Annotated in this window: 23 protein-coding genes; 12 read left to right on the top strand and 11 right to left on the bottom strand. The window is 40.6% G+C overall.

What is annotated here, in order from left to right; translation table 11 throughout:
• Positions 1-37: 37 nt before the first annotated feature.
• From MHO82_RS09360 to MHO82_RS09330, 7 genes are all read right to left on the bottom strand, one after another.
• Positions 38-1,120 carry a DUF1513 domain-containing protein gene (locus tag MHO82_RS09360; protein ID WP_239183753.1) on the bottom strand — a complete coding sequence of 361 codons (1,083 nt, stop codon included), beginning with the start codon at positions 1,118-1,120 and terminating at the stop codon, positions 38-40.
• A complete protein-coding gene (locus MHO82_RS09355; protein ID WP_239183648.1) occupies positions 1,110-2,135 on the bottom strand; it encodes an imelysin family protein in 1,026 nt (341 codons plus the stop codon). Before MHO82_RS09355 ends, MHO82_RS09360 begins: the two co-directional genes overlap by 11 nt.
• A gap of 9 nt (positions 2,136-2,144) precedes the next feature.
• Positions 2,145-3,524, bottom strand: a complete 1,380-nt coding sequence (locus MHO82_RS09350; protein WP_239183646.1) for a di-heme oxidoredictase family protein — start codon at positions 3,522-3,524, stop codon at positions 2,145-2,147.
• Positions 3,525-3,609: 85 nt separating this feature from the next.
• Positions 3,610-4,866 (bottom strand): imelysin family protein, encoded by a 1,257-nt coding sequence (locus MHO82_RS09345; protein WP_239183644.1) that lies wholly within the window; start codon positions 4,864-4,866, stop codon positions 3,610-3,612.
• 272 nt (positions 4,867-5,138) lie between these two features.
• Positions 5,139-5,741, bottom strand: a complete 603-nt coding sequence (ribA, locus tag MHO82_RS09340; protein ID WP_239183641.1) for a GTP cyclohydrolase II — start codon at positions 5,739-5,741, stop codon at positions 5,139-5,141.
• Between the two features lie 233 nt (positions 5,742-5,974).
• The gene (locus tag MHO82_RS09335; RefSeq protein WP_239183639.1) at positions 5,975-6,166 is read right to left on the bottom strand and encodes a hypothetical protein; all 192 of its coding nucleotides are present in this window, start codon (positions 6,164-6,166) and stop codon (positions 5,975-5,977) included.
• A gap of 254 nt (positions 6,167-6,420) precedes the next feature.
• The gene (locus tag MHO82_RS09330) at positions 6,421-7,761 is read right to left on the bottom strand and encodes a DUF945 family protein (RefSeq protein WP_239183637.1); all 1,341 of its coding nucleotides are present in this window, start codon (positions 7,759-7,761) and stop codon (positions 6,421-6,423) included.
• A 169-nt stretch (positions 7,762-7,930) separates the two neighbouring features.
• Between MHO82_RS09330 and MHO82_RS09325 the strand changes: the two genes are divergently transcribed.
• From MHO82_RS09325 to MHO82_RS09315, 3 genes are all read left to right on the top strand, one after another.
• The gene (locus MHO82_RS09325; RefSeq protein WP_239183636.1) at positions 7,931-9,937 is read left to right on the top strand and encodes an ATP-binding protein; all 2,007 of its coding nucleotides are present in this window, start codon (positions 7,931-7,933) and stop codon (positions 9,935-9,937) included.
• 13 nt (positions 9,938-9,950) lie between these two features.
• Positions 9,951-10,451, top strand: a complete 501-nt coding sequence (locus MHO82_RS09320; RefSeq protein ID WP_239183635.1) for a response regulator — start codon at positions 9,951-9,953, stop codon at positions 10,449-10,451.
• A 236-nt stretch (positions 10,452-10,687) separates the two neighbouring features.
• Positions 10,688-11,239 carry a hypothetical protein gene (locus MHO82_RS09315; RefSeq protein WP_239183634.1) on the top strand — a complete coding sequence of 184 codons (552 nt, stop codon included), beginning with the start codon at positions 10,688-10,690 and terminating at the stop codon, positions 11,237-11,239.
• A gap of 64 nt (positions 11,240-11,303) precedes the next feature.
• Here MHO82_RS09315 and MHO82_RS09310 read toward each other — a convergent pair whose 3' ends face one another.
• Positions 11,304-11,897, bottom strand: coding sequence for a TfoX/Sxy family DNA transformation protein (locus tag MHO82_RS09310; protein WP_239183633.1), 594 nt, complete (start codon positions 11,895-11,897; stop codon positions 11,304-11,306).
• Between the two features lie 403 nt (positions 11,898-12,300).
• On the opposite strand from MHO82_RS09310, the gene MHO82_RS09305 reads away from it, so the two are divergent.
• The 4 genes from MHO82_RS09305 (at position 12,301) to panP (ending at position 16,817) form a co-directional block, all read left to right on the top strand.
• Positions 12,301-13,227 (top strand): HDOD domain-containing protein, encoded by a 927-nt coding sequence (locus MHO82_RS09305; RefSeq protein WP_239183632.1) that lies wholly within the window; start codon positions 12,301-12,303, stop codon positions 13,225-13,227.
• Between the two features lie 195 nt (positions 13,228-13,422).
• The gene (locus MHO82_RS09300; protein WP_239183631.1) at positions 13,423-14,322 is read left to right on the top strand and encodes a lysine exporter LysO family protein; all 900 of its coding nucleotides are present in this window, start codon (positions 13,423-13,425) and stop codon (positions 14,320-14,322) included.
• A 101-nt stretch (positions 14,323-14,423) separates the two neighbouring features.
• Positions 14,424-14,936, top strand: a complete 513-nt coding sequence (locus MHO82_RS09295) for a hypothetical protein (RefSeq protein WP_239183630.1) — start codon at positions 14,424-14,426, stop codon at positions 14,934-14,936.
• A gap of 231 nt (positions 14,937-15,167) precedes the next feature.
• On the top strand, positions 15,168-16,817 hold the full coding sequence (gene panP, locus MHO82_RS09290) for a pyridoxal-dependent aspartate 1-decarboxylase PanP (RefSeq protein WP_239183752.1): 1,650 nt from the start codon (positions 15,168-15,170) through the stop codon (positions 16,815-16,817).
• 41 nt (positions 16,818-16,858) lie between these two features.
• Here the strand turns inward: panP and MHO82_RS09285 are convergent, their stop codons facing one another.
• Positions 16,859-17,668 (bottom strand): SDR family NAD(P)-dependent oxidoreductase, encoded by an 810-nt coding sequence (locus tag MHO82_RS09285; RefSeq protein WP_239183629.1) that lies wholly within the window; start codon positions 17,666-17,668, stop codon positions 16,859-16,861.
• Positions 17,669-18,013: 345 nt separating this feature from the next.
• On the opposite strand from MHO82_RS09285, the gene MHO82_RS09280 reads away from it, so the two are divergent.
• Complete coding sequence (locus tag MHO82_RS09280) at positions 18,014-18,868, top strand: MurR/RpiR family transcriptional regulator (RefSeq protein ID WP_239183628.1); 855 nt, start codon at positions 18,014-18,016, stop codon at positions 18,866-18,868.
• Positions 18,869-18,949: 81 nt separating this feature from the next.
• Here the strand turns inward: MHO82_RS09280 and MHO82_RS09275 are convergent, their stop codons facing one another.
• The gene (locus MHO82_RS09275) at positions 18,950-19,933 is read right to left on the bottom strand and encodes an OmpA family protein (protein WP_239183627.1); all 984 of its coding nucleotides are present in this window, start codon (positions 19,931-19,933) and stop codon (positions 18,950-18,952) included.
• A 227-nt stretch (positions 19,934-20,160) separates the two neighbouring features.
• The gene (locus MHO82_RS09270) at positions 20,161-21,327 is read right to left on the bottom strand and encodes an iron-containing alcohol dehydrogenase (RefSeq protein ID WP_239183626.1); all 1,167 of its coding nucleotides are present in this window, start codon (positions 21,325-21,327) and stop codon (positions 20,161-20,163) included.
• Positions 21,328-21,608: 281 nt separating this feature from the next.
• On the opposite strand from MHO82_RS09270, the gene MHO82_RS09265 reads away from it, so the two are divergent.
• The 4 genes from MHO82_RS09265 to MHO82_RS09250 all read left to right on the top strand — a co-directional run bounded on the left by MHO82_RS09265 (position 21,609) and on the right by MHO82_RS09250 (position 25,920).
• Positions 21,609-21,872: a GrxA family glutaredoxin gene (locus tag MHO82_RS09265; protein WP_239183625.1), complete on the top strand. Its 264-nt coding sequence runs from the start codon at positions 21,609-21,611 to the stop codon at positions 21,870-21,872.
• Between the two features lie 173 nt (positions 21,873-22,045).
• Entirely contained in the window at positions 22,046-23,728 is a 1,683-nt protein-coding gene (locus MHO82_RS09260) for an aspartate:alanine antiporter (RefSeq protein ID WP_239183624.1), read from the top strand.
• Between the two features lie 162 nt (positions 23,729-23,890).
• On the top strand, positions 23,891-24,565 hold the full coding sequence (locus MHO82_RS09255) for a response regulator (protein WP_239183623.1): 675 nt from the start codon (positions 23,891-23,893) through the stop codon (positions 24,563-24,565).
• Between the two features lie 14 nt (positions 24,566-24,579).
• Positions 24,580-25,920, top strand: coding sequence for an ATP-binding protein (locus MHO82_RS09250; protein WP_239183622.1), 1,341 nt, complete (start codon positions 24,580-24,582; stop codon positions 25,918-25,920).
• Positions 25,921-25,928: the final 8 nt, after the last annotated feature.

Here is a 25,928-nt window from a genome sequence, read left to right as displayed (position 1 = left end):
CAACCATTATCGTATAATTTCTGCTATAAATAGCTCATTAACTAATAATAGACCAATGGTTATCCCACATAACATCTGTTTGATGAGAACTTGCCACTAAATTCGGCTCTATTTGAAGGACCTTTCCCGTTCCAGAACCAACCAGCCAGTGGTGATTTTTCACGCCAACACCGGAAGCATCAGATAATGAGTTAATTTCTAATAATGTATTGGTGTTTAAATCCCAAATACCATAGCAATTTCCTCGCGGAGAAGTGGCAAGCACTAAATCGTCAAGCACTGAAATACTGGCGATATAATGATTAAATCGTAACCACTGTTCTGGCTCTGCATTTAATACCTGTAGTTCTCCACCTCGCTGATGAATGGCTACCAATGGCGCACCATACTCAGGCTCCCCACGGTACTGCTGCCCGCAGAGTACTCTGCCATCAGAAGTGGAAGATAAATGGCGAATACTGAGCTTTTTATCCTCCATTGTCACCGATTCTAAAACTTCACCAGTTTCTGTTGATAAATACACCAAGGCAGGCTGCATCGAGTCAAGATTCAAAGCTGTTCGACCATTAGTATGCACTCCTCCAACTCCAACGGCTAACGTTGTATCATCAACAAGAATAACTTCATGTGGACCAATACCAAAACCCGAAAACTCCGTGACTTTAGGCAAACTAGGCTCTACACGATAAACGCCAATAACCCCTTCACTGGTTCCAGAAATCCCTTCAGTGGCATATAAGAGTGTGCCATCTGAGGAGAACACACCATGGCCATAATAATGTCGATTCGGATCAGCTGCGCGAATGCCCCACTCTTCGCCCGTGGTATGATTAAAGGCTTGCATATACCGCCCAGGTCGACGGGCAAATGCGACGGCAAGATCTCCCTTTGGCTGGATCGCAATACCATGGCCACGCTCAGGTAATGCAACCCGATAGATAGATTGGCCTTGCTCTGTTGCCGCAACAACACCAAAAGTGCCTTGATGAGAGCGACTACAGCCAACAATCGTAGTCTTTTTAGATGCCGATAAGTTTGAACACCCGCTTAGCAATAGGCTGGCAGGAGCGACACCAACTGCCGCTTTCAGTAATGCTCTGCGCTTAGAGTTAATCGCCATCGGTTGCATTAAACCCTACTACTACGTTTAAATTCAGTGCAATTTCTTCATGAATTAAGTATTTGAGATACTCAAAATCATTGTATAGGCCAAGCGCTTTTTGATAACCCTCACGCGTTTTAATTAGAGTAAAGAGCGACTCGTCTTTTGGCCACGTACTGATACTCGTTTCAAAATGATCAGTAATACGATCGGCCAACTCATCTAACCCTTTTTCTCTAAGAATTTTATCTAAACCATTACCGTTAGCTAAATACGTTTGCTGTAGTGCTTCTAGGTTTGCTTTTAGCAAAATCAGTGAAGATTTTGAACGCCACGCTTCAGAATGATATGGACGAGGTTTACCAATTTCCCCTAGTGGTCGGCTTAGTTTTTTCATGCTGTAATCAAGCTGATTAGCGAGTAAACCCACATATTCAGACAACCACATTGAATCCGATAAATCTTCCCAAGGGTTGGTACGCCAAGCAGTTGCTATTTTGGCGCTATTATTCATTAAGTTCTGACTTATCGCACTTCCAATTGAACAGCCATTGGCCGATTTCAATTGGTAAGTTTGTTCAAAGAGCAACCATTCCATTGCACCAAAGCCACGAACGGCAACGCTCTGGCTGTCAATTTCAGAACTATTCCAAGCTTTATTCTGTTTAAGTAGCTCTTTCATTTTTCGGCCTGTGGTATTTTTTTTGTCAGGCCAAAATTGCATGCTCCAGCTTAATGACAATGCTTGCTCAGGACCTTTTTCCTGTCCTTGTAATGCCATCCATGTTTCCATTCCTTCAGTCCAAGCTGACTGCACAGATTCAAGCGAAGCATTTTTGGCACAATAAGCAGACATAGCGTTGTGCAGTATTGCCGTATGTTCGACCAATTCATTGGCTCTATCGAACTGAAGTTGATGCAACTGCTCTTGAGGCGTCATGGGGCCGTTGTACAACTTATTACTGTCTTCATGAGTAGTTTGACAAGCAGCTAAAGCAAACGGAATGAGTGATATGGCTAATTTTTTTTTCATAGTATCGCCTTATAATGAGTTTAAGAATGCAATAAGAGCATCTCGCTCATTTTTCTTCAAAGACAAGACTTTATCACGAGCAGCCTGAGCTTCTCCACCATGCCACAATACCGCTTCCATTAAATTTCTAGCTCGGCCATCATGTAAAAAGAAAGTATGGTTATTCACTTCTTGGGTATAGCCGATACCCCATAGGGCAGGAGTACGCCATTCACGACCATTCGCTAAAAACTCAGGTCGGTGATCGGCAAGACCTTCTCCCATATCATGCAACAACAAATCTGTATATGGGTGAATCACTTGATTAGAAAGTGAAGGTAATCCCTCTACTTTTGCTGTTTTTATCGATGTTTTATGACAACTTTCACAGCCAACCTCAGCAAACAATTGTTGGCCTAATTTGACTTCTGGATCATTCATATTTCTTCTTGATGGTACCGCTAAATGTTGAGTGTAAAATTCAACAAAATTCATAATTTTGTCGCTAACTTCTGGATTACCACCATTTTCAAGATCAGAACAAATACTCTGTTCTGAGGTACAGTTTTCTTGCTGGAAAAGAGACGTTGTTAACCCCAAGTCACCATTAAATGCCGCTGCATTTTGTTGCATTAAGTTAGGCTGCCCTGCTTTCCAACCAAAACGGCCAATAGCAAAGTCTTCTTTTTGTACATCCCAGACTCGGTTTACCTTGCCTGAAATACCATCTTGGTTTTCATCATGTTCATCAGCAAACGCAAGTAAAGTCTCATCGGAAATAGACTCAAGTAAGCCAAGGCCAATCATAATAGGGGCAACACGCGCTGACATCTGTACCTGTGGATGCATATCGCCATAGCTCAGTTCAGTTATCGTTAAGTGAGGTTTACGCAACGTTACAACCTCACCATCAGCAAAAGTCACAGGCACATCTGAATAGGTAATATTGATTTTACCTTCTGGATCGTGGCCCGGCAGTGAGAAATCTTGCAGCTGCCCACCATAAATAGGCTCCGGAATAACACCACTGGTAATAATTTGTTTCTTTTGCTCAGCGGTTAATGCCGGAATACTCAACCGAACCAACATAGAAACGGCGTTATCGGCTCCCTCTTCTGGTGGATGGCCACGGCCGTCTTTAATATGGCAGTTTTGACAACCATTGGTATTAAAAAGAGGACCAAGACCATCTCGGGCGTCCGTTGATGCTGGAGCCATGACCCAAGGATTACGAAAAAAGCTGTTACCTACACTGAAATCTAGGCGTTGACTCATTGGTAAGTTGGCGGCTGGTAAAGAATATGCGTTTTGCCCTTCTTTTTTGACGGTAGTATCTCCACCTGATTTATTATCGTAGGCTAAAACGTTAGGACTCATTGCTAATAAGGAAGCTAAAACTAAATACTTCATAAGGCTCACATGTATGCTTAGGTATAGAATTGCTCAATTAAAAAAGGGCTCAAAAACGAGCCCTTAAAACGGTTATTCAGTATTTTTAGAATTCGTGATCAGCTGTGTCTGGGTTCAAGCTAGTCACACCAATAATGTTAGCGGCACGCTCAATCGAAGCGGTTTGTTTCACTAACGCAGTGATTGATTGGTTAACAAGTTCATGACCAACTTTGTTATCAGCCGCGATTAGCTGATCAAAGTATTGATTTTGCTCTTCTGCAGCAGACACTAATGTGTAAACTTGCGCACGAGCTAGATCAAATTGCTTTTGAATTTCTTTTGCCGCTTTTGCATCTTTCTTTTGCACTAGGTCATGAATGCTTGGGCCTGAAACTAAAGTACCGTCTGTACGCTTGTACAAACCAGTAAAGACATTGTAAATGCCCTGCTCATTGTAGTAGTGAGAGTTGTGAGTGTTATCAGAGAAACAATCATGCTCATCTTCCGTAGAGTTTGCTTCTAGCGCAACCTTCATACGTTCACCAGCAAGCTCACCCAGAGAAAGAGAACCCATACCAAACAGCATCTTACGAAGGCCTGTTTCTGCTGGCTCAGATAATAACTCCGCACGGTAATTTGATTTGTTACCCGCAGCCCATTGCTTTTCCATCCAGCTTAGATCTTGAATCAATAGTTCAGATGCAGCTCTTAAGTACTCACTACGACGCTCACAGTTGCCGTTAGTACACGCACTACCAATAACGAAATCAGTGTATGCACGATTACCAGCACCTAGGTTAGTACCATTTAAGTCTTGGCCCCATAGTAAAAATTCAATCGCATGATAGCCAGTTGCTACGTTTGCTTCTGAACCACCAAGTTCGTTTAGATCAGCCAGTAACTGAGGGGTAATTTTATCTGCTTTGATAACGTCGTTACCAAACTTAATGCTGCTATTAGCAACAATATTCGCATTTGCGCCTTCGTTACCCAGCTCATACTGATAATCTGAAGCAACGTAATCAATTAAGCCTTCATCAAGTGGCCATGCGTTTAGCTGACCTTCCCAGTCATCAACAATCGCATTACCAAAGCGGAACACTTCTGATTGCTGATATGGTACACGAGATGCTTTCCAAGCAGCCTTAACATCTTCTAGGCCAGATTCAGACGGCGCTGATAAAAATTTATCAATGGCCTTATCTAGATCTTTCGCTGTTGTTAGCGCATCACTATAAACGGCATGTGCTAAATCAGCATAATGTTCTACCACTTGTTCTTTGGTCGCAGCCTGAGACAGAGTTGGGATCATCAAAAGTGAAGCCGTGATCAAATTAAGTGCAAGCTTTGTGGTTTTCATTTTTCTTCCTTGTTGAGCGGTTTAAACTCTACTAATAATAAATATGTTAGTGAGAATTATTTTTATTCGCGCAATATAAACGAATAATCGTAAAAATCAACAAAGGATATTGGAAAAAGTGATATTTAACCCTATTTAAATCAGTGTTATTAATAGAGAAAAATAATTTATATACAAGAAACTTACAAAATAAGCCAAAGAGAAAAGGAGAAGAAATGGAAATAAGAGCAATAAAAAAGGGAGGCAACTGCCCCCCTACACTGTATTGAAGATCAAGACTTAAGATCCAGCTTGTGTTTACCGTGAGTCATTTTCGTTTTCAAATACCCTTCATTACCCTGCTTTATATGAGCATGAGTATTAACGACATCTGAAATAGTAATACCATGATTCTGGATATCTTTAATTTTCTTAGGGTTATTTGTCACTAAACGGATAGTATCAACATTTAATGCTTCTAGCATTTGCGCCGCTTCTGAAAAGTCACGTAAGTCGTCACCAAAACCCAAATGATTATTTGCTTCATAAGTATTCATGCCCTCACTCTGGAGTTTATAAGCATCTAACTTATTATAAAGACCGATTCCACGTCCTTCTTGGCGAAGATACAATAAAATACCACCTTCTTTCGCCATCTTCTGGATCGTTTCATCAAGCTGCTCTCCGCAATCACAACGTGAAGAGTGAAATACATCTCCCGTAAGACATTCTGAATGCATACGAACTAATGGGGTTGCGTCTCGCTGATCAGCCTGATTAAAGACAATTGCAACATGCTCTTTGTCTGTCGATAGCCCTTCAAAAGACAACATTTCGGCGGGAATATTACTTTTAGGGCCAACATTAAGCTCAATTCGAGCTCTCACTTTTACCATCTTTCTCTATTCCTTAAGTGAAAACTGAACAAACTTTCACTACAACTTATTCATTCAAAATGAACATTATCTCCAGAGATAAAATCTTTACCTTTTATATGGATAATTAATGGCTCTAGAACAATAGAGATAGAATACCTAGCCGAGGAAAAACAATCAAAGAGAAAAAGAGAGTTCGCTCTCAGATATATGGAATATGTTACACAGTGGATGCAATTAACTTACGCTTTGATTTAACCTACTCGGTTTGCCTTCCACACCTTTAAATCAACCCACGCATTTTCTAGTTCTAGAATTTCATCCGCTGTTAAAAAGGTACAAGAGCTATTTTCAGATCTCTGTAGAGAAATCTGAGCTCGAAATGCTTTTTTTAATCCATCTTCAATAGTGGAGGTTACTTCTTGGGTCATTTCTGTACTTTTCATCGCTTACTCAAACAGTTACTTAAAAAATCACTACATTAGCATCCGTTGATATTCATTCTGTTTATATCAAGGCAAGCTCTTAATAAGAGTGGGGCTAGGTTAGCACCAAAATTATAAAAACAATTGAGTTAATAACTCTCCTTGTATAAAGATCACAAAAAAGCCACTCATCACACTTTCAACATATTTACCGATATAAAAAAGGAGCCATTAAGGCCCCCTTTTTATGTAATGTGGCGTGTGTTAGAAACAACTTATTGCATGATAGGCGCAATTAGCATAAATAGTGGGACTTCTTGTCCATTTGATAATGTCGCAATACCTTTATCAATCGTGACCATTAATCGATAACCTTCTTCAGTTTCTTCAGCCATTCCCATCGCGATTAAATCATCGATTTGAGGCTCTAATAATGGATTCCCATTAACAAGCTCTGGAGTCAGTAGCACATCCCCTTTACCACGCAGTTTTTCAAGTAATTGAGATGCATCCTGAGAGGCTCTTGCTACACCCGGTTCAATTTCTAACCCGAGTTGACTGGTAAACGATCCATTCATTACAGAAGCGCTTAACTCATTCAAAGATAAAGCCATCCCTTTAGCAAAAAGCAAGTCTATCGCCAACTGCAATTTCTTAACTCCATCCTCATCGACCATTTCATCAGGCGTATCGATAATTTGAAAAATTTGGCTTAACGACTCATAATCTAGCCCGCTAAATGAAACATCAAACTTCCCTTTATCAACCGTAACATCCTCAATAATCAGCTCTTCAAAACTAAAGACGTTATTGGTCGTCAATGTAGCCGACTCCTCTGTACTCGCCCCTTCAGTTTCTGCTGTCATTTTATTCAATGAGTTCGTTACGCTATAGCGAAAGTCATTCATATCAAACATAGTCTGATCTGCACTGCTAATTTTTATTTCACCTAATGTCAGTTGATGCTGACCGATCCAAAATAACCCATTCATTTGGCCATTTCCTTGACCAGATAAACCATTAACAGTCAGTTTCTCATCCGCAGCACTGGTAAATGAAAGCGTAGGCATACTATAAACAAAGTCGCTTTCACCCGTTGGCTCTATATCCCCCGTTAGGGTAAAAGGCGACGTTGAAAAGAGGCCAACACCCCCCTCATCAACATCCGGGACTTCGGCATTGACCGCTGCAAGAGTCAAGTTAATATGTGTTTTACCACTCAACCGACTTTCCGTTGTTAGTGTCATTGGAATATCACCATCCGCCCATATTTGAGCCAATGCTTGTTGTGTTTCTTCTGTTATTTCAGGCACAGACACAGAACTTAAACTCATGAAGCCGTGGCTAATATCATGTTTAAAAATCAGCTCTGTTGGTAAACCATCAGCAATCAACTGCTCCTGTAGCATCGGATCTTTAATCGATAACCTTGATTTAGCATTCGATGATAAATACCCACGATCGTATTCAATGAGCTCTAGCTCTAATACCGGGTTGTCATAAGCCAATATGGCGTCAGTATAAATCGCTTCACCAATTTTTCCTGTCGCAAACGGCCAACATGCCGCAATTACAATTGCACCGCCAACAGCACCGATTTTTCTTAACGTTTTCATTTTTTCGTCATCATCTGTAATGGAATAGAGCCAGTGTAACTAACTTTCTGCGTTCTTACATAAAATATCCACAAAATCTGAGGATTAGATAGAGAATCAAACGTACTTCTCATCTAAACAAGGTAATTTTCGATAGACTAAAAATCACCCAATTGAATCTGGAGCTCATGTGAATAAATTTGCAATTCTATGCCTAGATCATGACTCCGTCATTGTTGAACGACTTCGGCATGACTTAAGTCAGTACGCCACTTTATTCGATATTTTCTGTACCGACAGTTTGCATGAAGCTGAAGAGGCTGTGGCCTACTTAGAGCAAACCCAACAACAAGTGGCTTTAGTCATTTGCGGCAACAACCACATGCAATTTAAAGGCGTTGAATTTTTAATAAAGTTAGATAGATCAGAGCATACTCGTGACGCTAGGAAAATCTTATTAAATGATAACTTAGCCATTGAAACCATCATGTCTGCGGTTAATGAAGGCCGATTGGATCACTGTTTGGCGAAACCATGGCGTACTAAAGAGCTATTAAAGGTAACCACTAAAGAGTTAACAACTTACCTACTCAATGATCCAAATTCAGATTGGCTCTCTTACAGCTCTATTTTGGATCAAAACCGAATTTTAAAGGCGCATATTGATCGGAAAATGAGCCATTACCGTGCTGGTTTTATTAATGATTACCACAATGTCGATGACAAGGCGTTAGCCAACCAAGTCATTGAAGCTTTATACGAATTCTTTTCTGATAATGATGAAACCCGAGCGTGTCGAACCTACAGTACTAACCACTTATTAACAAAAGAAGGTCAACCAAATCGTTTTTTATGGTTCATCGCAGAGGGTGAAGTTGCTTTATACAAAACATCTGAAGATAACCAGCAACATGAAGTCATACGATATCACTCAGGACACATTGTCGGAGGGATGTCATTTGTAACGGGTGAAAACTCTTTCTCCACCGCCATTACGTTATCAAAGACTAAAGTGATCAAGCTTGATCGAGCGCTGTTTGCTAAAGTGATGCACACCAAAAGCGACTTATTGCCCCTTTTTACTAACCTTCTTTTACGACACTTTAACCGCCGATTACAAGGCAGTATAAAAACAAAATTACAACTCCAACAAACATTAGTTTCGCTGGAAAGCGCCCATCAGCAGCTCATCGAACGTGAAAAAATGGCAGTTCTTGGTCAGCTCGTAGCTGGCGTTGCACATGAGTTGAACAACCCAGTGGCCGCCATACTGCGTGGTAGCGACACATTAAAAAAATCAGTACCTCATGTCCTACGATCATCTTTGCGACCAGAGCAATACCAGCAAGGCATAAAGATAATGGATCAAGCGATGCTCAATACACCAATATCAACAGCTAATGCTCGTAAAGCCGCAAAACAAATAGAATATAAAGTAACAGACCGTAATTTAGCGAAAAAACTGGTTCAATTAGGCCTAAATGACCCCAACGAACTAGACAGTTATATTTCATCGTTAGGCAGCGATTTAAAAAAGACCGTTCAAGAGTGGGAGCATTTTTACCAAACAGGCAATATTCTCCGTTCCATCAATGTTTGCGCGCTTCGAATTGCTGATATGGTAAAAAGTTTAAAAAGCTATGCTCGGCAAGACGAAGAAGCCACTTTTTCTGTCGATATACATGAAGGCATAGAAGACACTTTGGTTATATTTGAAAACCGTTTGAAACGACATTCTGTTATCAAGCAATACGCAAAGATTCCAAACATTACTTGTCAACCTATTGCTCTGCAGCAAGTATGGACAAATTTAGTCTCCAATGCTTTAGACGCCCTACCGGATGACAACAGTGGTGAACTCATCATTACAACAGAGTTCAAACCTAAAGAGTTCCCTTCGTCTATTGTGGTCACTTTTCATGATAATGGGCACGGAATTCCAGATGAAATCCAAAACAAGATATTTGAGCTTAACTACACCACAAAGAGTGAAGGTAACTTTGGCTTAGGAATAGGTTTATCTGTATGCCAACAGATAATTAAGCAGCACGGAGGTGATATCCATGTTAAATCAGAGCTTGGAAAGTACAGCAAAATGCTGGTTGTTCTACCCATTAATACCGAGCAACACATACAAAATACGAACAGATTTAACGAAAAGATAAGTAATCATTTCATAAATGGAAATGGCCAATAGACTAGGAGGTAACATGAACAAGTACCTTATATTATGCGTCGATGACGAACGGGATATTCTAGACAGCGTACTCAATGATCTTGCCCCTTTAGAAGAGTATTTTGTCATTGAAGCCGCAGAATCGGTCGCTGAAGCAAGAGATGTAATTGCCGATGCCATGGCCGATCACCTACCTCTAGCTCTCGTACTATGCGATCATATTATGCCAGAGGAAACAGGTATTGATTTTCTTATCGCCTTAAAACAGCACTCAATCACAACCGATGCTAAAAAATTACTACTAACCGGACAAGCTGGGTTAGAAGACACCATTCAAGCCGTTAATACCGCAAGCTTAGACTATTACATTGCAAAACCTTGGAATGGGGAGCAGCTTCTTTCCGTAATTAAGGCGCAATTAACCGACTTTGTGATTGATCATGAAAAAGAATTAATGCCTTGGGCAAGGATCTTAGACACCGAAAAAATTTTTGAATATATCAGTGCAAACCGCATTCAAATGTCCACTGAATAAATCTGGTGTAATTCTTGCTTTAAATTATGATATCGACCGTGATTGACAAAATTTTGACATGATGCGGCTGTCGCCCAGCATAATTTTGATAATTTAGGTAAAGTGGCCGTATAACCAATTGAGGTTTCGCCATTTTCATATCGATATTTTGGGATTTATTGGTACTATTAGTGCCATAGTTACTAACAAGGCGAAACAGGACACTTTCGTCACGTATTTACAGGTTTCTGGAAATCATGCGCAAAACACTTTTAGCCACAGGATTAATCCTGGCATCATGCTCTGCTGTAGCTGAAACAGCAGCTCAAGACCCATCGGTAATGAGCAACTTTAGCTACGACTACTACGAAGCACGTATTGGAGCTAGTCCTGTCACTTTCGGCGGAGGCTTCAGTAAATCCATCCATCCAAATGCTCACGCTATTGTGACCGTGGATTCAGAACTTGAAGGCGATTACGATCTTGCAGGCGGTGTGGGCTTCCACGCTCCAGTAAATAACTGGGCCGACATTACTGGTGAAATGCTAATTCGCTCAGTGAAGCACGACAAGCACTACAAAAATGGCGAAGTAGGTATGGAAATTAACATTGGTGTTCGCCAATGGTTAGGCCCACAACTAGAAGTCGGTGGCAAAATTGGCCACGTATCTATTGATGATAATGATGATACTGTAGGTACTGTTTATGGTCGCTTCCATTCAACAGAGCTATTCTCTATTGGTGTAGAAGGTCGATTCAACGGCATCTATGATGATCACTTCATGCTTTCAACACGCTTCAAGTTCTAAAATTGAGCTATTGATGCATAAAAAAACCTCGCAATTGCGAGGTTTTTTATTGAATGTATTTCACTTAATCTGATTTGACGCTTTCTAATAACGCTTTTTTCGCAGGGTCTTGCAATAAAGTCCAATGACATCCTGACACTGCACCAGCAAATTTCCACAGCAGCTTCACATCAACTTCGCCGCCATAGGTTACTTGTACTTTCTTAAACACATCCACAGCCCCTAAACTCAGGAATGTGTTTACATCAGGTATGCCCGATTTTTTCACCATTCTTTCTAACGTTAACTGCATATTTGGTAAGTCACGTAGTCTACGGCTATTTTCAGACTTCTTAAAACTGCGTTCTTTTAAGGAATGTTGAATTGACTCTTTTACCAACTCATCCAAACACTTTGCAGACTCGATAAATAAGTCTGTAATATCAAAATAATTAACTACTGCTGTAGTATTACGTTTTACGTGTTTAAAACGCTTACAGTTTAACTCAATTAATTTCGAATCAAGTTCGCTTCCGCCACGAAGGAACAAAATGTTGTTTGTAATAAGTGCATACATCGCATCTTGATGAAAAATTCCAACTCCACCGAACATGGAGCGCTTCTCGTATTTTCCAAATTTTTGCAGGTATAGGTAAAAATTTTCTTCAACATTATTCATATCAACCTCCTAGATGAGTATCCCTATTCCCCCGAATAAAAGACGTCAAATATTTGACCAAAATCCAATCTTCTTCCTTAAAGCGTCAATATATCTAGTTTTTTGTTGATGATTTATTCTAATTCTAATGTGTCATAACTCTAGTGCTGGAACTAATGTTACTTTATGCAACAAAGCAAGTAAGTTAACTGGCGCACATCAAAGTGCATTTCAATGGCATTTATTCCGACTCCGATCACAAAATAACAATCTTATTTATTTGTGCTTATTAAGTTAATTATCACAAATAAATAAGATGACATTCAGTAAAGTTCTAGAATGGTGATCTAATATAAGATTTATTAATTCACTCACGGTCTAACTAACGGTAAAATGAATATATGGCTTTTAAGTATTTAGCACTATGAATCATCTATCTTTCTATTGGCTACCCTATAATAAAGAAAACATCCTGAAAGGACTTGAAAGTGAGTTCTGTAAGCTAGTTGAGAAATCAATACGCTCAAACAACATTGCTTTGCCACCTATTCCGGATGTCGTCTTAGAAATACAGCAACTATGTAGTAATGAAAGTACAACCATTAAAGATATTGCCGATCTCCTCCTTCAGGATCCAAGTCTTGCCGCTTCTGTAATACGAGTTGCCAACTCCGCCGTTTTCAATCGCCGTAATATCACCTGCCTAGATTTAATCACTGCAGTATCACGCTTAGGCATTTGCCGTGTGAGAGATATTGTGACCGCTCAAGCCATTGAACAGCTCAAGCATTCTGCGAATTTAAATAAAGAATGTAATGAGCAACTAAAAAAAAGCTCCGCAGCCTCACGTGAATTTGCGGCAGTCATGGTTATGGTGTGTCAATCCATACAAAAACACAGCGCCCCCAATGAGAATCAGCACTTAGAACTTGATAAAGCCCTATTGGTAGGATTACTTGCTGATATAGGATTATTTTGCTTAGTTAATGAATATTACAACTACGGAGACAAAGGCAACTACCTTGATATTGAGATAGCAAAATACATATTTTCAAAGCGCTGCTCTGCCACCAGCCGTTTAGTCTTGCATCGTTGGCATTTTGATAATGATTTCCTAGAGGTCGCAAGCAATCGCTCTTTGCAATCGAAGCCTGATAATATGGTTAGCTATTTAGACATTGCACGCATGGCAAGCCATCTATTAATGTTTAGAAATCAAGACGAAGCAATTGAAGAACATGAGGTTGAAGTTACTGCCGTTGGCGCAGAAGCCTTATACGAATTGAGCAATTTAACCAAAACACAATTTACCCACAATATAAAAGAAATCATCAGTTTTAGTGGCTTATAACTGTCGCTAACAACAATAATAAGCAGGTAAAGTCCCCTGAATACTGCTTGCTTATTATTACTCTCAAAATTTTACATTGACCATCACACGATCCGATTGATAACCTGTGATGCGGCTCTAAAGCTTTCCAATCATTTGAAAGTTATCATTTTTAACCCATTGTGCAGGCAGCACATTACTAATACTGGGGAAGTTATGTTTTCAGGGATGTTGTATATTTTTCTTCCTTTAGTTATCGGATATTTAATACCAATTAAAAATGAAACCATACTCCATCAGGTTAATGCTCAAACCAGTCGATTAGTACTCGTCATTTTGGGCTTGATGGGGCTAAGCTTGGCAGGGTTAGATAATCTAAGTCAAAACCTTAATCAAATCCTAGTGTATACCGCCACTTTTTTTCTATCTATTAGTGCATGTAACCTTGCTGTTTTACCGCTCATTGATCGATTAATGCCTTTAAAATCCCAGGGTAATAAAAACAAGCTTCCCTTATCTAGCATGGCACTTGAATCCGTCAAACTCATTGTTGTTGTCGGTTTAGGGTTAGGTATTGGTTTAACTTTTACGATGGATCTGTCGTGGGTTGATACTGCCAGTGAACTTATTCTTCTTTTACTGCTATTTCTGATTGGAATACAACTTAGAAACAGCGGTATGACACTCAAACAAATTCTCTTGAATAAGCACGGTATGACCATTGCTGCCTTAGTTTTAGCCTCATCCCTGCCTGGGGGGCTTATTGCAGCTTTTATCCTAGATATCCCTTTTAACCACGGGCTGGCCATGGCCTCAGGATTTGGTTGGTATTCTCTTGCCGGTATTCTAATGGGGGATGCTCTAGGTCCGGTTTATGGCGGTGCCGCATTTTTAAATGAACTACTACGAGAACTCATTGCACTTGTGTTGATTCCCGTTGCCATCAACCGCGTTCCATCTACTTCTATTGGTTATGCTGGTGCAACGGCCATGGACTTCACATTACCTGTGATCCAAAGCACAGGTGGCATACATTGTGTTCCCGTTGCGATTGTGAGTGGCTTTATACTTAGTTTAGCTGTTCCATTTTTAATGCTATTTTTTGTATCGTTATAAATATACAGTACGCCCAAGTAATGTTGCTTTTATCATTAAACATAATGAGATAGCGACAACTCAGCCTAAAAATTACAATAAACAAAATAAAAGGATCTGCAATGAAATTATCCGCTGTTATTCTTCCTCTTCTGCTGTTAACTGGAACAGCAAACGCTGCAGATAACACATGCCTGAGCAATAAATACCATGGCTATATTGATGCATCGCTTTCTTGGTATGAATCTCTAATTGAACTAACGGTTGAAAAGAACCCATCACTCGATGATGTTAGCCAGTGGTTTTTAAAAGGTCGCCAGCACCACTTCGAGTTGAGCCGCAAAGCGGTTGATTATTACTTAGAACACGATCCATCACTCGTTTCTACCGACAAAGCAGTTGAGTCTTGGTTGAACTTAGAGCAGCAAGACATCAAACGTCTAGCCACTCGTAGTGATGAGCTTGGAGAGTATGCACAAAGAACATTCTCTGATCGTCAATCAAAACCCCATGAGAAAAACTATGAACTTCGCTCTGCTTTTGCCGATCTATTAAGTCACCCACAAGCTATTGATGTTCCATTACAAGCGTACAATAACGCGATGGAAAAAATTTCAGCCATCAAATGCAACTAAATAGTGTAATATTCATCCTGTATCACATGAAGTACTAACGTGGTACGTGGTATCTACCCCATTAAATTGGGTTGCATGAAACAAAAGAGCACGTATCATTCTCGTGCTCTTTTCTGTATAGCTTAGAATAAAGCAAGACTTTACGATGTGTTTCAATTAAATTGAGCACACTTTTACGACTTAATGCCGCATAAGCATTCGTTTATGGAACAAAAAAATAAAGAAATTATCATGGTATCGGATAACAAAACGCCTGATGCAAGTTTAGAAAACCTACTTCGCATCTTCACAGTGCCAGAAGCGCCTGATTCTACTTTAGGTCAAATTGAGCAAGAACTGTCTCAAAACCTAAACCAATTCTTGCGTGAACACATTGTCGCTGAAGAAAAGCCTTTGTCAGATATAGAAAAAGACTTTTCTGATCCATTAATACCTGAAACTCCGACTTTTGTTTCAGAGCACACTCAGCATCTACTTAATACGTTAGTGGCTCAGTCTGTTCATACCTCTGCTCCAAGCTTCATTGGTCACATGACCTCTGCTCTGCCCTATTTTTTGATGCCGCTTTCCAAAATAATGATCGCACTGAATCAAAATCTGGTGAAAATTGAAACCTCTAAAGCATTCACACCGTTAGAGCGACAAGTGCTTGGTATGCTTCATGGGCTCATTTACAAGCAAGAAGATAGCTTTTATCAAAAATGGATGCACAGTGCTAATCATTCTCTTGGTGCTTTTTGTTCTGGTGGAACCATTGCCAACATAACGGCACTGTGGGTTGCACGTAATAACTTACTAAAAGCAGATGGCACATTTAAAGGCATTGCGCGAGAAGGCCTATTTCAAGCCCTGAAACACTACAATTACGACGGCATCGCGATTTTAGTCTCTGAACGTGGTCATTATTCACTCAAAAAAGCCGCTGATGTGTTAGGCATTGGCCGTGATAATGTAATTGCGATAAAAACGGATGACAATAACCGCATCTGCCCTATCGCTTTAAAACAAAAATTAGTGGAATTAAAAGAGAAAAATATCAAACCACTAGCTATTGTGGGTGTTGCTGGCACCACAGAAACAGGCAGCATTGACCCTCTCAACGAGCTCGCTGATATTGCAGAAGCAGAACAATGCCACTTTCATGTAGATGCCGCTTGGGGTGGTGCAACATTAATGTCAAATACCTATCGCGTATTACTTGCAGGTATTGAACGTGCCGACTCAGTCACCATTGATGCCCACAAGCAGCTCTACGTCCCAATGGGTGCAGGCATGGTTATCTTTAAAAACCCAGCCTCAATGTCTGCAATAGAGCATCATGCTGAATATATTTTAAGAAAAGGCTCTAAAGATCTGGGTAGTCATACCCTAGAAGGTTCCCGTAGTGGTATGGCTATGCTGCTATATGCAAGTTTTAATATTATCAGCCGACCGGGCTACGAACTGCTGATTGATCAAAGCATCCAAAAAGCGAAATACTTTGCCAAACTGATCCATGCACAAACAGACTTTGAGCTTATATCTGAGCCAGAGCTGTGCCTTCTAACTTACCGTTTTACCCCTGAAATAGTCCAACGAGCACTGCAATACGCTACGGTAGAAGAAACTGAAACACTTCATGAACTGCTTAATGATCTCACAAAGTTCATTCAAAAGCGTCAGCGTGAATCAGGGAAATCCTTTGTCTCTCGAACAAGGCTAACCCCAAAGAAATGGGACAACAGAGCGACAACGGTTTTCCGTGTTGTTCTAGCTAACCCATTAACTAGCTATGATATTTTACAATCAGTGCTTGAAGAACAACGTGATATTGCAGAACAAAGCACTATTAGCCTACCTAAGATGTTGCAATTATCTGAAGCAATATTATCGAAAAAGTAACAAATCAGGCGCGATTATCTCAGTGATCATTGCGCCACCTCTTATATCGACTTCAGATTACATAACATATCAAAAGGAGATGGGTATTGAAGCTTCAGGCCTAATTCCTCCTTTGTTTTGGTTGCATCAACCCATTTATTCGAAGTAGTACTATCAAGACTAAACTGGGGTTGAGGCAACGAAAGCGTCTTAGCTGCCCACGTATAATACTCATCACGAGTTGGGTGCTCGTCTGCACATAAGTGAAAAACTTTCCCCCACTTTGATAACGTTAAAATGCGCCTTATCGCGGCAATAACATCTGTTTGATGAATTAAATTCACCCGATTAAGTCCCCCTTTTATTTCTGTTCGGCCAGATAAACTATAAATTGGGTGTCGGTCATCCCCCACTAATCCTGCTAACCTTAGAATACTCACCTGCTCAGGGTATTGAGTTAATAGGTATTGCTCGATACGGCGGTGTACTTTTCCAGATTTAGTCAGTGGTGTTGAGTCATTACTTTCAATAATCTGCCCTTGACTACCATAAACAGACGTCGTGCTAATAAATAAAACGTGCTTTACCCCTGCTTTAAAACCACTGCCAATAAGGCTTTTCATCAACTTTTCATACAAAGATAAATCATTTTTCAACGGAGGGATATTAAGCACAACTGTTTCTACATTTAAATGTTGCCACAGTCGCCCATATTTTTGCTCATCATAAAGATTAAAAGGGTGAACAGGTATACCATTGATTTTCGAATCATTAACCGCAGTTTTTGTTCCTGCAACGGCTATCCCCTGTTTTTTTAACTCGCACGCCAAAGGTAAGCCTAACCAACCTAAACCAAGAACAGCAATTTCCACTTAACTACCTCTCTATTTACATTAAATATATTCATATTACGTAAAATATTACGACAATATATTCGTATACCTTTATTTCACAGTGTAAATTAATTCCCAACTTATGAAAAAAAACAACATTAATTTCCATGAAGCACGTATAAACACCCTATTTAAGGCTCAAAAACTTCCAGAACTGAAAGTAATAATTAGATCTTTGTCAAATTCTCACTATAAAGGGCATAGGAATAAGCTATTTCAATAGAGAGGTTTTAAACAAAAGTAGTATACTTTCTAAATAAGCTAGTCTTCGTGCTAATACGAATGCTGGTTATACAAAATTCAGCAACGAAGCCCTGCAATATCATGAATACATTAGAAAAAATACAGAAAAACTTAGAAAACTTCAGCAAGTCTGAACGTAAGGTTGCCGAAGTCATAATGACTTCCCCTCAAACGGCCATCCATTCTAGCATTGCGACCTTAGCAAAAATGGCTGACGTGAGTGAACCAACCGTTAACCGCTTTTGCCGCCGCCTAGACACTAAAGGATTTCCTGATTTTAAATTACATTTAGCTCAAAGCTTAGCTAATGGGACTCCTTACGTTAACCGTAACGTAGAAGAAGATGATGGCCCAGACGCCTATACTCATAAAATATTCGAATCAACAATGGCTTGCTTAGATGTTGCTAAGAATAGCCTAGATCCAATGCAAGTAAACAGAGCGGTTGACCTGCTAACACAAGCAAAGAAAATTTCTTTCTTTGGTTTGGGGGCTTCGGCATCTGTTGCGCATGATGCTCAAAATAAATTCTTCCGCTTCAATATCCCCATTGTTTGTTTTGATGACATTGTGATGCAACGCATGAGCTGCATGAATTGCACAGATAACGATGTTGTGGTTGTGATTTCACATACTGGCCGAACAAAAAGTTTAGTGGATATTGCACGATTGGCTCGTGAAAATGGTGCAACAGTTATTGGTATCACAGCAAAAGAATCGCCACTGGAAAAAGCATGTTCACTTTCTATTTCTTTAGATGTGCCTGAAGATACAGATGTGTACATGCCAATGGCGAGCCGCGTCGTTCAAATGACCGTTATTGATGTACTAGCAACTGGCTTTACATTACGAAGAGGGGCTGGTTTTAGAGATAACTTAAAGCGTGTAAAAGACGCTCTTCGTGATTCTCGTTACGATAAAACAGACACCCTCTAAGTTTTACAAATACCATATAAAAGGGAGTCAATATTATCTGACTCCCTTTTTACATTTAACAACTTATTTTAAGCTCGGCGCTTATTCTGTGTACGTGAAAGTTGGAACATTAACTTCAACACGGCGGTTAGATTGACGACCTTCTAACGTATCATTTGAAGCAACAGGACGAGTCTCACCTTCACCAACAGCAGTAATACGCGCTGGCTCCACACCTTTTTCAATTAAGTAGTTAGCAACAGAATTTGCGCGCTGCTCAGATAGCTTTTGGTTAAAACTACTAGAGCCAGTACTGTCTGTGTGACCAGAGATATTTACTGTCGCTTGAGGGTAAGTCACTAGTAACGTAACTAGTTCATCTAAGCGAGATAGACTAGATTGAGCTAATGTCGCTTTACCTGTTTGGAAGAGACCTACACCGTTTTTCTCAGTGAACGAGAATGTTTTTGCTGCCACGACAGTTTCAACAGGTTTCTCTTCAACCACAGGCTCAGGCATAACAACAGGCACAGGTTCAGTCACAACAGCTGGCTTTGAACGGCCAAAATTATAGTTGAAACCAAAACCAAGGAATGAGCTATCTACGCCATTAAAGACAGAATCAGACATATCTTCAATATGCTGGTATTCCATTCGTAAATCTAAAGATGGGCTAATCGCCATGCTCATACCAACAGCAGCCAGCATGCTTACATCACTGAATGACGAATAATCCCACTGAGCAGCACCTAACTTGCCGTATAAGTCCATACCTTCATTTAAAGCAAATGAAAGCTTAGGCGCTAAGGTCAGTGAAGTTAATGTATCTTGAAATGTTTGCGAACCAAAATTCGTGTCCATGTTACCGAAGTAATCATAACCAGCTTCTAGTGCTAACCAATTGGTAAAATCGTAACCTGCAATTAGACCAACACCACCATTTGTGTCATCACACGTGGTCTGTGAATCACAAGCGTTATTCACAGCAGTACTACCAAATTTACCACCTAGGTATGCACCTGATTCTGCGAATACTGGTAGTGCGGTTACCGCTGAAATACCAACCACTGCTATTATTTTTTTCATATATGATCCTTGATGATAATCAGGTTTATTTTTACTGACACTTCTCTATATAAACAAACATTCAATTAACGAATAAATTGAACTATTTCTACACCTTGTAAACAAAACGTAATTCTGGGGCACTGTCAAAAAATTGTCAACATTTTCACAGCCCTTGATTTTATAAAACACACCATAGTTAGCCATACAAAATCATTAATGATAAACGAGAGAACCAATGGCTAAGCTCAGGAATAGCATTCCGCGCATGCATACACATGGTTTAAAATTCGAATAAGCCGAACCTGATTCAATGGTAATGGATTTCCCTGTATTGCCGTCGAACGCAGCGCATCTTCCGCGATTTCATCAAAAAGTGAATCACACAACCCATAACGAGAGAGTGGTGGCAACGTTAAACGCCGTAAAGTACGCTGCACCCATAACACACCATCTTCGGCTGTTGCACTGTGCCGCCCCGTTATAATGGAAGCAAGGTGACGATAACGATTCAATATATCGCTTCTCCCCGACTCCTTTGCAGCTTCGATGTTTTCTTGCATCACATAAGGAGCGAGTTCCGCGGTAATCACACTGTGCGGAACATCTAACTTGCCACCTAATGCCGATGCTAAACCATGTGCTGCACCCAATTTTGCATTCATCACAGCCATCCCACCAAGCATGGCGGCAAACGATAGATCCGATCTTGCTCTTCGGTCATCATTTTCACACGCAGGGAAAATAGCCCCAGCGAGCCTACGTAGCCCCTCTTCACAAATCATGTCAGTGATTGGATTGGGTTGACCACATACATACGCCTCCATCAAATGGCAGAATGCATCCATCGCACCTTGGCCAGATAACGTCTTATCAAGCCCGTAAGTCAACATAGGATCAACAATCGCAACGTCAGGTAACATATCTGGGCTACGCATGCTGATTTTTACTCTTTCCTGTGCTGAACGTAATACCGCATTGCTCGTTACCTCAGCTCCTGTTCCTGCCGTTGTGGGAATAGCAATAAATGGTAAAGGCTTAACTTGAAGTGGCACATTCCTTCCAACCACTTCCGCGTAATCGTAAACACTGCCTTGATTTGGAATCAAAGCGGCTAATGCTTTACCAACATCAAGAACACTTCCGCCGCCCATGGCTATCACCATATCTGGACGAAACAGACGCGCGCTCGCGGCAAGCTCTTCAACCATGGCTATATAAGGCTCTCCCTGAATAGACACTTGCTGATATCTCATATTCTGCAAAGACAGATACTTCAAAATCGGCGTTATTCGCTCTGTATTACTGCCACAAATCAATAATGCACTGTAGCCAAATTTATTAATGAGAGACAATGAATTGCTCAACGCACCATCTCCAAAAACAATCCGAGTCGAGGTCATAAACTGGAACATCGCGTACGTCCTTATCTTCCCACAATATGAAACTAGAGTCTGCCTTTTTTATCTAGATTAAAGGTTGATTCATGGCACAATTCCCTAAAACTTAACAAATAAAAGAGAGAAAGATCGGTAGTTATCACACTGAATTAATAAATAAACCCACAATGAATTACCTATTTTTCACCATGATTACAGCTTGATAGGTAATACCTATCAGATTAAAAGCTAAAACCGACTTTATTAATCAACGAAGCTCAGGCATAGTTAGCTCAAATCACTGAGGAGTTGTTATTATGTTCGTTGTTATTTTTGGTCGCCCTGGTTGCCCTTTCTGTGTTCGTGCTAAAGATCTTGCTGAAACATTAAAAGAAAAACGTGATGACTTTAACTACCGATACGTAGATATTCATGCAGAAGGCATCAGCAAAGCAGACCTAGAAAAAACAGTAGGCAAGCCCGTTGAAACCGTACCACAAATCTTCATTGATCAAGAGCATGTGGGTGGCTGTACTGAGTTTGAAGCTTACGCAAAAGAAAACTTAGAGCTATTTAGCTAATCGATTCAACGATTAAATTAAGGCCAGTCATCTGGCCTTTTTATTGCCTGAAATTCATCCTTTCACAGCATCAATTTTTTGTTCTCTTTTCCTGCAATTTCCGCTATACATCAGATTCATATCAGTTAGACTAAAACCTCTTTTAGCCAGTCACTCTACCCGGACAAAAATAAGTGAACATCGACGTTGTCGCCCTTCTTTCTGAAAATAATATTCTACTGCTCTTCGTTGTTTTGGCTGTTGGCCTAAGCGTTGGAAAAATCAAAATTGCAGGCTTACAAGTAGGTAGCTCTATCGGCGTGCTTATCTCAGCCTTATTTATGGGAAACCTAGGTTTTACCTTTGATACAGAAGCTCTCAATATCGGCTTTATGCTCTTTATCTTCTGTGTTGGCATTGAAGCGGGACCTAACTTTTTCGGTATCTTCTTTCGAGATGGTAAACACTACCTTCTACTCGCTTTAATTGTTCTTATCTCCGCTATTTGTTTAACCTTAATCGCCACCCACCACTTCGGTTTAGACTTTGGTTTATCTACCGGTATGATGGCAGGCGCGTTAACCGCTACGCCTGTATTAGTAGGCGCACAAGACGCATTAAACTCGGGCCTAGCTACTGTGCCTCGCAACATGACTTATGCGCAAGTCATCAATAACTTAAGTGTCGGTTATGCCATCGCCTATTTGGTCGGCCTGACCAGCATGATTTTGTTTGCCAAACTGCTCCCTAAACTGCAAAAACAAAACCTTGAAGACTCAGCGCTGCAAATCGCTCAAGAGCGTGGCATTGGTAATGCTGCACAACGAAAAGTATATTTACCTATTATTCGAGCTTACCGCGTTGGCCAAGAGCTCATTGACTGGATGGACGGAAAAAACCTTCGTGAATTAGGCATTTACCGCCAAACAGGGTGCTACATTGAACGTATTCGCCGTAATGGTATTTTAGCTAATCCAGATGGAGATGCGATTTTACAAGATGGCGATGAAATTGCTCTTGTAGGCTACCCAGACAGCCATGCTCGTTTAGAACCTAGCTTTAGAAATGGTAAAGAAGTATTTGATCGCAACTTACTTGATTTACGGATTATTGAAGAAGAAATCGTAGTAAAAAGTGACAGTATCGCAGGTAAAAAACTCTCCGATCTAAATCTGTCTGAATATGGGTGTTTTTTAAATCGTGTGGTTCGAGCCCAAATTGAAATGCCAATGGATCACAATATTGTGTTGGCAAAAGGAGATGTTCTGCAAGTCAGTGGCGAAAAAAGCCGTGTACATGGTCTAGCGGAACGAATTGGTTTCATCTCTATTCATAGCCAAATGGCTGATTTACTCGCCTTCTGTAGTTTCTTCATCTTAGGTATTTTGTTTGGTTTAATTACCATGACATTTGGTCAGGTTACTTTCGGCCTAGGTAATGCGGTTGGTCTATTAATTGCGGGCATCACTCTTGGCTTTTTAAGAGCTAATCACCCTACTTTTGGTTATGTACCACAAGGGGCGCTCAACATGGCAAAAGACTTAGGCTTAATGGTGTTCATGGTGGGTATCGGCCTTAGCGCTGGCGGAGACATGCTCAGTTATTTATCCCAAGTGGGCTTTAAAATCATTGCCGCCAGTTTTGTTATCAGTGTCGTTCCTGTTGTGTTGGCCTATTTATTTGGTGCTCACATTCTAAAAATGAACCGCGCCCTTCTCTTTGGTGCCATTATTGGCGCGCGAACTTGTGCTCCTGCCATGGACATTGTGAATGAATATGCGCGCAGTACCATTCCAGCATTGGGCTATGCTGGTACGTATGCCATCGCCAATATACTGCTTACTGTCGCTGGCACCATATTAATTATCCTAACCTAGCACATCTAAACATCACTCTGACTGATTTATGATTCCTTTTAAATCAGTCAGAGTCTATTCAGTCACAAAGTCTATAATAGCCACTGTCTTCCCCCTTATTTTGTCGCTATGCTTCTGATAAATAAGAACTAGAATTAACTTTCATCGCACAACGGACTTTATATGCAAATTTTAATTGTTGAAGATGACCCTATTTTAAGTCATCACCTAAAATCTCAGCTTAGTGAGCTTGATCATCATGTTTTATGTGCCTCTACAGCTGAAGAAGGATTATTCTTCGCCCAAGATTACCCAAATGATGTCGCTATTATTGATTTAGGGTTACCAGATCGAGACGGTGTCAGTTTAATTAAAGACATCAGGGCTAAAGGGCTACGACTTCCAATACTCATTTTAACAGCCCGTGCAGGCTGGCAAGATAAAGTAACAGGGCTAGATGCTGGTGCCGATGACTATATTGTGAAGCCTTTTCAAACAGAAGAAGTTGTGGCGCGGTTAAATGCCTTAGTTCGCCGTAGTGCAGGCTTTATAAAACCTGAGATGACCGCAGGCGCAATTAAAACCGATTTACTCGCCAAACAGGTAAGTGTCAACGGTAACAATTTGGATCTCACGGCGTTTGAGTACGATCTTTTAGAATATTTAATGCGTCATAGCAAGCAAGTCGTTTCAAAACAACGTTTGCTTGATGTGTTATACGAAGATCAAGAAGGGGATCCAAACACCATCGAAGTGATGATCAGTCGCTTACGAAAAAAACTGACCAAAGCAGGCCAAGAAAACCCTATCTCAACCATTCGTGGCCAAGGGTATATTTTCGAGCTTCAAGCCAGTTAGATTAAGGAAAGAAGATGGTGAAACCTCGCTTACGTCGCCGAGTCATTGCCACATCTGTCGCAATTATAGTGGTTGTTACTACAGCTTTAGCAGCCATGATAAATAAGCTGTATACCCAGAGCTATATGACCAACTATTCATCAGAATTGGTTGCCCAGATCCCTATGGTGGTCGCACAATTAAAAGAAGCGGGAGTCGTTAACGATCTCAATTCATGGATAAACACCATCGACAGTTCAAACACAGATTACCTTTCTGTCGTGTGTGATCGCAATGATGCAACCGCATGGCGCTCTGATAAAGCCATTGATGCTGGTGTAAGAGACATTTGCCAGTTTATGCCAGCACATATCCCGATCCCAACTCTGGTTACCTCTCCAGATGGAAAAAGCTATATCGCCTATAACTTAGCAGAACCTTCTCAAAGCTCCCCAAACGCTCTTCAAGTCACGGTGCTGCGCAGTGCAGATGATTATATTTCATCGCTGAATTCCCTTCATCACCGCACCGTTATCTACTTAGGCTTATTTGTACTGGTTGCGATTGGTCTATTACTAGCTGCTTTCCACTGGAGCTTTCAGCCTCTACGACGTTTAGCCCTAGAGTTAAATGAGATCAGTGAATCAAAAAGAGAACAACTCGGTAATGGCTACCCTACCGAACTGGTAGAGACAACGGAAGCACTCAACTTATTAATCCACCAGTCAAGCGACAAGAAACAGCGATACCGTCATGCGATGGACGATCTTGCCCACAGTTTAAAAACTCGCTTAGCAGCAACCAATGCTATTTTGGATGATCCTGATTTAACTCGGCCAGAGCTTAATTTCCGTATTGTTGAACAGATAAGTCAAATGGATGAACTGGTTCAGTATCAATTAAAACGAGCGATGATGGGCCAACAGGGATTAAGTCATGACAAGACACCATTAAAACCGATTGTCGATACTCTGTCTCGTATGATGAGTAAAGTATACAGTGATAAAGACATCCGCTTTATTCAAGAATTTGATCACCAGCAAACCGTCCCTATTCATAAAGATGACTTGATGGAATTATTAGGTAATTTACTGGAAAATGCCGCTCGCTTTAGTATTGAAACGGTAAAAGTGTCTTTCGAAACAACAGATAAACACTATATTCTTCGAATTGAAGACGATGGCCCAGGCGTCACTCCTAAGCTACGCGATGCGATCTTTAACCGTGGTGTACGAGCAGATCAACGCCACCCAGGCACAGGGATTGGCCTTGCAGTGTGCCATGAAATAGTAACTAGCTACCGTGGTAATATTCACGTAACAGACTCTTCATTACAAGGTGCGTCTTTTATCATTACTCTGCCTATCACCCACTGATTTTCAGA

Source organism: Vibrio sp. Of7-15 (assembly GCF_022347565.1).
In the GTDB taxonomy this organism is placed as follows: domain Bacteria; phylum Pseudomonadota; class Gammaproteobacteria; order Enterobacterales; family Vibrionaceae; genus NORP241.
The sequence above is the reverse complement of the archived record's forward strand: the minus strand, read 5'-3'. Positions and strand labels throughout refer to the sequence as shown.